General features: G+C 44.6%; 7 protein-coding genes. 6 read left to right on the top strand and 1 reads right to left on the bottom strand.

Annotation, left to right across the window (positions count from 1 at the left end):
• Positions 1–367: 367 nt before the first annotated feature.
• The 4 genes from ACTTJ8_RS10580 to ACTTJ8_RS10565 all read left to right on the top strand — a co-directional run bounded on the left by ACTTJ8_RS10580 (position 368) and on the right by ACTTJ8_RS10565 (position 7,038).
• Complete coding sequence (locus ACTTJ8_RS10580; protein ID WP_442721167.1) at positions 368–2,773, top strand: helix-hairpin-helix domain-containing protein; 2,406 nt, start codon at positions 368–370, stop codon at positions 2,771–2,773.
• Positions 2,774–3,069: 296 nt separating this feature from the next.
• On the top strand, positions 3,070–4,755 hold the full coding sequence (gene lepB / locus ACTTJ8_RS10575) for a signal peptidase I (RefSeq protein ID WP_442721166.1): 1,686 nt from the start codon (positions 3,070–3,072) through the stop codon (positions 4,753–4,755).
• Positions 4,755–5,930 carry a thymidine kinase gene (locus ACTTJ8_RS10570; protein WP_442721165.1) on the top strand — a complete coding sequence of 392 codons (1,176 nt, stop codon included), beginning with the start codon at positions 4,755–4,757 and terminating at the stop codon, positions 5,928–5,930. The genes lepB and ACTTJ8_RS10570 overlap by 1 nt, the downstream gene beginning before the upstream one ends.
• A gap of 253 nt (positions 5,931–6,183) precedes the next feature.
• A complete protein-coding gene (locus ACTTJ8_RS10565) occupies positions 6,184–7,038 on the top strand; it encodes a 5'-nucleotidase, lipoprotein e(P4) family (protein ID WP_442716806.1) in 855 nt (284 codons plus the stop codon).
• A 222-nt stretch (positions 7,039–7,260) separates the two neighbouring features.
• Here ACTTJ8_RS10565 and ACTTJ8_RS10560 read toward each other — a convergent pair whose 3' ends face one another.
• On the bottom strand, positions 7,261–8,208 hold the full coding sequence (locus ACTTJ8_RS10560) for a helix-turn-helix domain-containing protein (protein ID WP_442721164.1): 948 nt from the start codon (positions 8,206–8,208) through the stop codon (positions 7,261–7,263).
• Positions 8,209–8,645: 437 nt separating this feature from the next.
• Between ACTTJ8_RS10560 and ACTTJ8_RS10555 the strand changes: the two genes are divergently transcribed.
• Together ACTTJ8_RS10555 and ACTTJ8_RS10550 are read left to right on the top strand one after the other, a co-directional pair.
• Complete coding sequence (locus ACTTJ8_RS10555; protein ID WP_442721163.1) at positions 8,646–9,635, top strand: helix-turn-helix domain-containing protein; 990 nt, start codon at positions 8,646–8,648, stop codon at positions 9,633–9,635.
• A gap of 50 nt (positions 9,636–9,685) precedes the next feature.
• On the top strand, positions 9,686–9,814 hold the full coding sequence (locus ACTTJ8_RS10550; protein WP_442721162.1) for a hypothetical protein: 129 nt from the start codon (positions 9,686–9,688) through the stop codon (positions 9,812–9,814).
• Positions 9,815–9,869 lie beyond the last annotated feature (55 nt).

Here is a 9,869-nt window from a genome sequence, read left to right as displayed (position 1 = left end):
CTGTGAGCTGTGAGCTGTGAGCTGTGAGCTGTGAGCTGTGAGCTGTGAGCTGTGAGCTGTGAGTATTGTTGAAGCCATCATTTGCATGTCAAGGGCTTTGCACGTTTTTTGTGCTTGGGAGAGAAATGTATTATACTGCGGTAATACGATCTTACAGCTCAACATAGGGACTATTATAGATACAAAAGAGGAAGAATGCAAGTAAGCAGTTATGTTTTATCTGGGATATAAAAAGAGACGGAGGAGATGTAACAGCGAAACAGGTCAGCCGTGTGATGAGACGGTTGGGAGTTAGGGCGGCTTTGCCGTTTATTCATCTTCATTTTCCCTCTTTAAAAAAAAGCCAAAATCCGTTATACTCGCCCGCATGGAATTAACGCAAGAGTTTATTGACGGTCTTGTAGTGAACGAGATCGACATTATGAAAAAGGTTGCGGAAGAGCTGAATATCAGGATGCAGCAGGTTTCCGCAGTTATCACATTGGTCAACGAGGGATGTACCATCCCCTTTATTTCCCGGTATCGTAAAGAAATGCACGGTTCTCTCGATGAAGTTCAAGTTCGGGATTCCGATAAATTGTTTAAATCCTACGTCAACTTGGAAACGCGGCGGCTTGAGATTGTGCGGGGTGTGTTTGCAGCGGAAAAGCTGACCGAGCTGCTCTATGACAATATTATGAAGGCATCAACGCTGGCAGAGCTTGAAGATATTTGGGCACCCTTTAAAAAGAAGAAAAAGACACGCGGTATGCTGGCTGTTGAACGCGGTTTGCAGGGTCTAGCTGATTTAATGAAGGAATTGGAGGAAGCGGAGCTTGTAAAACGGGCACAGGACTTTGTTAAAACCGATTGCGAAGATGAAACGCTCAATGTGCCGACGGTAGAGGATGCGCTTGCGGGAGCTTCCGATATTATCGCCGAAGAAACGGCTCAGGATACTGAAAACCGGAAAGCGGTACATGATTTCTTTATGGCAACCGGTCTTTTTGAAGTGAAGGGTATCGGGGATGAAGAAGCGCAGAAAACCTCTGTGTATCAGATGTACTGGGAATATTCCGAAGCGCTGAACCAGATTAAACCGCACCGGGTGCTTGCCATCAACCGCGGAGAGCGTGAAGGTGTTTTGGAAGTAAAAATCAATGTTGATGTAGACGAAGCGGTTGCGCGGGTACAGAGCCGTTCGATACAGCATAACAAATACCACAGTGAAGCGATTGCAGACGGAGTCGTGCGGCTGCTGAGTCCTGCGGTACTCCGCGAAATCCGCAGCAACTTAGGCGAAGAAGCTGACACCCACGGCATTACTATTTTTAGCGAAAACTTAAAACACCTTTTGATGACGCAGCCGATTAAGGGAACCCGTGTACTTGGCGTAGACCCCGGTATTAGAACCGGTACCAAATGCGCCGCCTTAGACGAAACCGGCAAGTACCTCGGCTCTTTTGTTATTTATCAGCACAAGACAGAGGAAGCAAAAGCGGCGTTGCTCAAAGCGGTAAAAGACTATAAGGTACAGCTCATCGCAGTGGGTAACGGGACAGGCTCTCACGAGGTGCAAGAAATTGTGTCCGATGTGATTAAAACGCATTGCTCTGAGGTACTGTTTACGGTAGTTGATGAGGACGGAGCCTCCGTGTATTCCGCAGGAGATGTTGCCCGCGAGGAGTTCCCCGACTTGGATCTGACCATCCGCGGGGCTATCTCCATCGGGCGGCGCTTGCAGGATCCCCTTGCCGAACTCGTTAAAATCGATCCCAAGTCTATCGGTGTCGGACTCTATCAGCATGACTTAAACCAGAAAAAACTTTCAGAAGAGCTGGATGCGGTTGTCGGTTCGGTAGTAAACAATGTCGGTGTGAATTTGAACACCGCAAGCGCCTCGCTGCTCAAATACGTGTCCGGTATTACGAGCGGATTGGCGAAAAAAATTGTCAGCCACCGCGAAAAAACCGGCATCTTTACCGACCGGGAACAGCTCCATAATGTCAGCGGTTTGGGGCCAAAGACCTTTGAACAATGTGCCGGTTTTTTGAAGATACCGGAGAGCGCAAATCCGCTGGATAACTCGTGGGTGCACCCCGAAAATTATCCTGCAGCGGAGGTTATCTATCAGATTGTACGCAAAAATGAACCGGTAACCAAAGAGGTGCGAATGGAGTTGCAGGAAAAATATCAGCTCGGCGAGCAAACAGTCAGCGACATTATCGAAGAACTGAAAAAACCGAACCGCGACCCCCGTGAGGACTGCCCCAAGCCGATTATGCAGCAGGGTGTTCTCTTGTTTGAAGACCTTAAACTCGGTATGACCGTTAAGGGCAAGATCAAAAATGTTGTAGACTTCGGTGCCTTTGTTGACCTCGGTATTAAGGAAACCGCCCTGCTGCACATCTCCGAGATGAGCGACAGCTTTGTTTCCGACCCGCTTGAGGCGGTAAAAGTCGGCGATATTGTCGAATGCCGGATTATTGCGCTCGACGAAGCACGCCGCCGCATCTCACTCAGCCGGAAAAGCGAAAGCGGGGTACAGGGGAAGCTAACTGCAAAGCAAAAGGCGGAAGTAAAAAAAATCACCGTAAAAACCAAGGACGGAAAAACCGTTGCGGTTAAAACCGCCAGCGGCGCCCCTGCTGTGCAGGGAGAAAAACACTTGGCTCACCGCGGGGAGCGGCAGCCGGCAGTCCGGTCAGAGCGGCGTGTTGCAGAAGCCCGCCCGCGGAAGGATGATGACGGCACAAAGTACAATCCCTTTGCAGCTTTTTTCAAAAATAAATAATAGAAAACATCTGCTTCATGGTGTGGTAATGCACGGAATAGGGGATAGCCTCTCTGTTCCGTGTAGTTTTCTTTGCGGGAACCTCTAAAACAGCAAGCCTGTCGGCTTGTTCTGTAAGGAAATTATGCATCATATCCGCTCAAGCGAATTGCGAATCCGTTTTTAGAGGTTTTCCTTAGATTATTTGCGATGTTTCTTGATAAGTCATAACAATGTAAGGACTTATCAAAAAACTCGTCGGTCATCGCTAAAAATCTAACCGAGTTTTTAGCGATGACCTTGTATACGAGGTAGTCATGTCACTATTTTTTTGGGGCTGTTCAGCCTTTTCTTTTCTTTTTTCAGTATTGTTGCTCGTACATAATGTGCAAGGCTTCGCGTTTGCCGGCGCTGGTGCCGGAATTGCGTTTTCTTCCATATTACTCTATTCCTATATCCGATTTATGCAGACAAAAAGCTACCGCAGCCTTGCTGTAATGAGAAAGCTCTTTGAATACTGGCCATTCGCAATGATTGCCTGTTTTATCTGTTCCCGTGCCTTGGTAGCTCAGTCTCCTGCCGTGTTGGATGCCGTGCTTGCTGTGTTCTGGTTTATCATTGTTCTATTAAAGCAAGGCATTGTCTATTACACAAAGGATAAGCGTATTGCAAAGTATTTTCCGCAAACGGAGGCAGCTCAACCAAAGAAAAAGAGCCTTATCACCGAGCTGCTTGAATGGGCTGATGCAGCATTTTACGCAGTGTTTTTTGTACTACTGGTGAATATTTTTATCTTTCAAGTGTACCGTATTCCTTCGGAGTCAATGGTACCGGAGTTTATGATCGGCGACACGGTGATCGGTTTTAAAACAGCCGCAGGCCCTGCTTTTCCGCTCTCGTCTTTCCGGCTTCCCCAGTGGAAAACGTATAAACGCGGAGACATTGTTATTTTAAGCAATCCGAATTATGCAAACACACCCAAGGCACAGCTGAAAACCTTCCTTTCGCAGCTGGTGTATATGCTTACGCTGGCACAGGTGAACATCAATACCGATGACTATGGAAAGCCGAAAGCCGATCCCCTCGTTAAGCGCATTACCGGAATGCCCGGTGAAAAGCTGATGATGGTCGATGGGGTGCTGTACGCAAAGCACCGGGATGATTCAGCGTTTGCTCCGGTAGAAGATGATCGGCTCTATGCTAACTGGGATCTCACCATTTTACCGCAGTCTGAACAACGGCTGATAAAAGACATAAAAATCAATGCTGATGAACTGCGCATTCTAGAAGCGGTAGAGACTCAGCGCAGGGATTTAGATTTTACCGATGCCCTACAGCAGGCAGAGGCGTTAGCAGAGCGGGTTGCCGCGCTGAAAAAGCAGACAGATACCGCACCGGCCATTGATTTTTTACAAGCTGCAGAATATGAAATGATAGCCCTTTTTTCCGCAAATGATTCCATTAGCAGAAAAATTTTAACAACGAACGGCGGAATCGATTGGTTTCGATCTTTTATGACCGGGTGGGTACCCTACTGGCAGAGCAGTTCAGCTGAGCAGGCAAGCCTTTACGAAAAGCGGTTTGCTCAGTTTAATGCGCTGATCAAACTCTGTTTTGGAAAACTTGTTGTGCGGAATATAGAGCTGTTCCAGGCAAATGCAACGGCAGAGCAATTTATCTCCGATGAGGAGCGTACAAGGCTGCTGCAGGAAGCGCAGAATTACGCGTTTTACCTTGCATGGACAAGCCAGCGTAATATGGACGTGTTCCCCGCCGGTGATGAGTATATCCCTGACAATCATTATTTTATGATGGGTGATAACCGGTTTAATTCAACCGATATGCGCCATGCCTATTTTTTCCGGCTGGAACCGGTAGATAAAAATGACGCGTTTTCTATCCGTTTTCAAAGCAATAGTGAGCCTAAGTATGTTTCTGCACACAAGATTCTTGGGACAACAGTGCTGCGGGTCTTTCCATTTTCCCGCTTTGGAGCTTTATAATGACTACTACGGAACCTGTTCAGGAACAGATCAATGCGTGGTTTAAAAACCTCGGCTTTCCATCGCTTGTAATGCATGAGCCTAAGGCTCACTTCGATTTTTCCGCTGCCTCACGGCGGATCCTCGTAGTTGGACCGATGGGCTCCGGGAAAACCGAATATGCCGGACATGTGTGGAGGGACGCGCAGGTTGCCAGGACAAAAAGCAGCACAGTACAACGGCTAACCAGCGGGGCAAATTCTCAAAAAGACCTCTTTGATCCTGCAAGCGGGATCGGCTCGGCAGACCGGCGCTATACCTTTTTTGCCCGGTACAGCCTCGATAAAGAGCGGTTTCCCGGCTATCCTGATGATGCCCTTGCATACCGCGGCGGCTACCAGCGATGCGGGGAGGATATAGCGACGGTCGGTAACTCCTTCACCCTGGAAAAATTGATTGAAGCGCGTCCTCATATCGGTACATGGATTATAGATGAGGCTGCCTTTTATGATGAACGGCTTGCATATGTGATTAAAAAGGAAAGCGACCGGCGCGGTTTAGTGTTTGTGATGCCAACCTTGCTTTTAAACTTCCGGGGAGAAATCTTTAACGCAACGGCACGGCTGCTGGTAGAAACAGCTACGGAAATATATCCGTTTTCCGCCTATTGTGAGCATCCTGACTGCCTGCAAAACGGGTATAACACCTACCGCTACTACATTGTCGATGGGATTGAATGTCCAGCACTCTATTTTGATCCGCTGATTATTATCGGAGGAGACCGAAAAAAAGAAGACCCCTTCGAGCCGAACTACTGCACCCGCTGCGATCAGCATCATTTTTTGCCGGGAAAGCAGTACACCTTTTTTACATTGAAGCCGTTAGGGATTGAGGCAAGTAGGGGAAATATGGAGCCGCTTTTGGGAGAGCTGGCAGCAATTCAGCATGATATTGAGCATTCGGAGTTATACAATACCTTTAAAACCGAATATCTCGATTGCGCGAACCCTTCACCGGAGCGGATGAACGCCCTCCGTGTTCCGTGTATTGCGGAGCGGGCGCTCATCTTCCTCTTTGCGGAGCAGAACCTCCTCTCTGCAGATCAGATGAGAAGGCTTGTCCGTACGCTCCATTTGAATAAGGACTATCTTGATAAACGCCTGTCTGATAATAAGCGTCCGCTTATCTGGGATTAAACACGCAGGGATCTCTAAAAAACCGATTCACAGTCCGATTTAGCGGATATGATAAATCATTTTCTTACAGAACAAGCCGATAGGTCTGATGTTTTTAGAGGTTCCCTATACATATTTTTCTTGCATGCGCATAGCTTCTATGGTACAATATTCTTCTAAGAGTAAGCTAAAAGTTATAATCTATCGTATTTTGATAGGGTCGAAATAGATAGATACTTAAAAACGTTTCTCTTACTATTTTAGGGAGGTTACAATGAAAAACCTAGTAAAAGTTCTTTTTATGATGTCCGTAGGTGCGCTCTTCTTTGCTGCTTGTGCAACGGATTCCGGGATGCAGAATAAATCCGATGCTGCCTACAAATTGTCAGACGAGGCATTATTGGCTGAGCAAACAATGCTGGCAATCAACTGGATGCAGCAGTCAGGCGAATACCGCGCACTTGCATATCAGGCATTCAACGCAGCAAAAATGGCATTCGATGCCGCTAAACCTGCAAACGGTATGAAGAAAGCCGTTGCCGTCGATCTTGACGAAACAATGATCGATAACATGGCAGAAGGGGCTTACCGTTTATTGGCACACAAAAGTTTTGACTCGTCAATGTGGACTCAATGGTGCGAAGCAAAACAGGCTATGGCGATACCCGGAGCAGTAGAATTTGCCAATTATGTTAATTCGCATGGCGGAAAAATGTTCTATGTCTCCAACCGGAAAGTAGGTGCTGAGTATCAGGCAACCCTCGAAAACTTAAAAGCGCTTGGATTTACTGGTGTCGATGAAACGTCTCTACTGCTTAAAGATAAAGAGTCCAAAAAAACATCACGCTTTGAACAAGTTGAAAAAGCCGGTTACGAAATTGTTGTATACGCCGGCGACAACTTAGATGATTTCGCCTTCACAGGAGAAACCTATCACAAGCTCAATGATGTGCGCAACGCAACGGTTGATAAATATAAAACCGATTTCGGTGTAAAATACATTGTTTTACCGAATCCGGTATACGGTCACTGGATAAGCGGTTTAGGTGCGGATTATTATAAAAAAGACGATGCAGGAAAGCAAAAAATTCACCGCGATAGCTTAAAAGTTTGGAAAAAAGCTCAATAAACGCTACTTTATAGAGAGGCAACCGGCGACGGCTAGTGTTCTTTGGTTGCCCTCTCGTCTACACTGTGTTATTCGTATAGTGAGGTGATACAATAATAATCTGCAAAAAACATGCCGCCTACTATTATAAACGCAATCATCAATACGGTAAAAACATCAGCTGTTATCAAATCTTCTACCGATAAACCTTTTGGGGTAAAAATAAGTGCATATCAATACACATCAATAAGTGCGGTAGTCAGACGGCAGAACACCTGTATATTTTTTGAATTGAACGGAAAAACTTCCCGCATTTTTATAGCCGAGCTGGTTAGCAATTTCCGCAACATAGAGATTACTGTGTGTTAAAAGTTCACAGGCTTTTTCCATCCTCTTTTGCGTTACGTAGCCGGAGAATGGTTGCCCCGTAACCGCCTTAAACACATACTTGAATTTTGAAACACTCATATATGCTTCGGCTGCCAGTTCGGATAACAAAAAGTTTTGAGATAAATGATCGTTCGCATATTCCATGATCCTTGCAACGGCACGCTTGTCGGAAGCTGCAAGTTTCAGATCATGCATACAGCGGAACTCTTCCGCTTTCTGAATAATGATTGCAGTCAGCTCATCAATCTTGCTTTTGAAAAAAAGCCGTGTACTGAGTTCGCTCCCGTTAAAACTGCGTATCCTGCTAAATACTGCTGCAATTTCCGGAATTACAACACCATGCGGGAACACCTGTAGATCTTTTTTTAAATCAATTCCTTTTATGCCAAATTCTTTTTTGAGATAGGTTTCGTAATAATCCGGCAGCAGCTGAATACCAATCACCTTTGCCGGAACATTTTTTTTGATGACATATCGATAGGTTCGGTTATCCGGTGCATAAGCGATATACTGCATTCCTGCCGATACATTCCCCTGCGGATAACGCCGATCGGAATATATGGAATCGTACTGTTGTATGATGATGGAGTCCTCTGCCGGCACGGAATATTCAAAATCCCTGATATATGAATGTTCCGCAATACAAATGTTTGCATAGGTATCGATTTCGTATACGGCGGTGAATCCTTTACCGTAGTCGGATGAGAATTGGTATGTATCAAAACACTCGTTCAGCAATGCGCCTTTTTTTGTAAGTGTGCTGCCGGTATGTTCTATAAAACTTTGATAACTGTTGGTCAATTTTGAAAGTTCCTAATATAATCAATTATAAAATTGTACTTCTATGTTATAGGCATCAGGCACTCTCCAGTGCGTCAAGATTGCGGAATGCCGTTATCGGTATAGGTAATTACAATTCCATCTTTTTCACAAAAAACTTTACGGCTCATAATAGGCTCCTACAGCCTATATTATACAATAAATAGCAAAATAATGCTATGTGCGGCTTCCGGCTTTAAACTATAAGGATTTTATTTACGCTAAAATATTAACCTTAATATGATTTATCGCAGCTCTTTACTCATCTACGTCCAATATGATATTGCGATTAAAAAAAATAAAATTGGAGGAGATAGAGGATATAAAGATGGAAAGTAAGATAACGAAGCACTTAATCAACAACACTCTTGTTTTTCTTTACTTTTTACATATACTCATTTCTATATAAGGATTTTTTTATGCCTGCAAATGACCTTATGCACCGCATTTACGGAAGCGGATATAAAAAAATAAAAGACTCACCAAACGCTTCTGTGTATGCATACGGTACGCAGGAGAAGGAAACGGCACGGATTATCCGATATACGCCTTTTTATGGTGTGGACGTTTTGTTTAATGACATTCGGTTGAACACTGCTGAAACGGATGTAGAGCCGGAAGCGGGATTGGAAATAAATTATTGCAAGTATGGAGCTTTCAGCTGTACTATGCAAGACGGTACTAGCGTACATCTATCGGCAGAAGATTTTTCAGCTCATTCCTTGCAAAACACGCATAAAAAATCGGCATTTCCTATCGGCTGCTATCAGGGAATTACCGTTTTAATTGCACCGTCTTTTTCCGCGCAAAAAAATCTTGCACCGTATTTTCCGCATATCGATTACACGAACGTTTTACAAAGACTCTATACGGAAGATACGCCGTTCTTATTAAAACACTCGGCATTTATGCAAAACAGTTTTGCAGGGCTTTACACCGTACCCGACAATATGATGCTGCCGTACTTAAAAATCAAAATGGCGGAATTACTGTCATATCTCGGTACACAAAACAACGGCACTCCTCAGCAAAGAGAATTTTTTAATAAAACAAATTGCAGTATTGTAAAATCAATCCATCGCTTTATGGAAGCACATCCTGATATTCATCTTACTCACAATGAACTTGCCGAAAAATTCGGTATTGCAAAAACCACAATGAAGCGATGTTATAAAACGCTTTACGGAAAAACCCTCTATGCCGATTTAAAACATCTCCGCTTTACCAAGGCGGCGGAAGCCTTGCGTGATAGTCCGGCAACGATAACAGACATTGCTTTCCGCTGCGGGTATGCAAGTACGGCAAAGTTTTCCGATGCTTTCAAAAAAATATACCATCTTTCTCCGAGCGAATACCGTAAAATGTGCGTCCGAATGGGTAAAGACGGTCTGAACGGTAAAGACATTTAAGTTTGTTATTGCTAACATGCTTCCTACTCGAAAAGAGTTTTGGAGGTATTATGATGGATATATCAAAAAGATTAACGGTAAAAGATTTGGCAACCATAGGGATTTTTTCCGCCTTGATGATAGTTGTCTTTATTGCATTTTCCATAGTCACGGGCGCATCGCTTTTTTTTAATAAGTAAGTAAGTAAGTAATCAAAATTAGTTTATACAGAAATCCAGTACTTCTTTTCATTAA

The organism is Treponema sp., from assembly GCF_052169735.1.
GTDB lineage: Bacteria > Spirochaetota > Spirochaetia > Treponematales > Treponemataceae > Treponema.
This window is presented reverse-complemented; position numbering and strand designations above follow the sequence as displayed.

What these genes read in the sequence shown, in the direction of transcription:
- ACTTJ8_RS10580 (WP_442721167.1), top strand. Translation starts at nt 368, where the DNA reads ATGGAATTAACGCAAGAGTTTATTGACGGTCTTGTAGTGAACGAGATC.
- lepB (WP_442721166.1), top strand. Translation starts at nt 3,070, where the DNA reads ATGTCACTATTTTTTTGGGGCTGTTCAGCCTTTTCTTTTCTTTTTTCA.
- ACTTJ8_RS10570 (WP_442721165.1), top strand. Translation starts at nt 4,755, where the DNA reads ATGACTACTACGGAACCTGTTCAGGAACAGATCAATGCGTGGTTTAAA.
- ACTTJ8_RS10565 (WP_442716806.1), top strand. Translation starts at nt 6,184, where the DNA reads ATGAAAAACCTAGTAAAAGTTCTTTTTATGATGTCCGTAGGTGCGCTC.
- ACTTJ8_RS10555 (WP_442721163.1), top strand. Translation starts at nt 8,646, where the DNA reads ATGCCTGCAAATGACCTTATGCACCGCATTTACGGAAGCGGATATAAA.
- ACTTJ8_RS10550 (WP_442721162.1), top strand. Translation starts at nt 9,686, where the DNA reads ATGATGGATATATCAAAAAGATTAACGGTAAAAGATTTGGCAACCATA.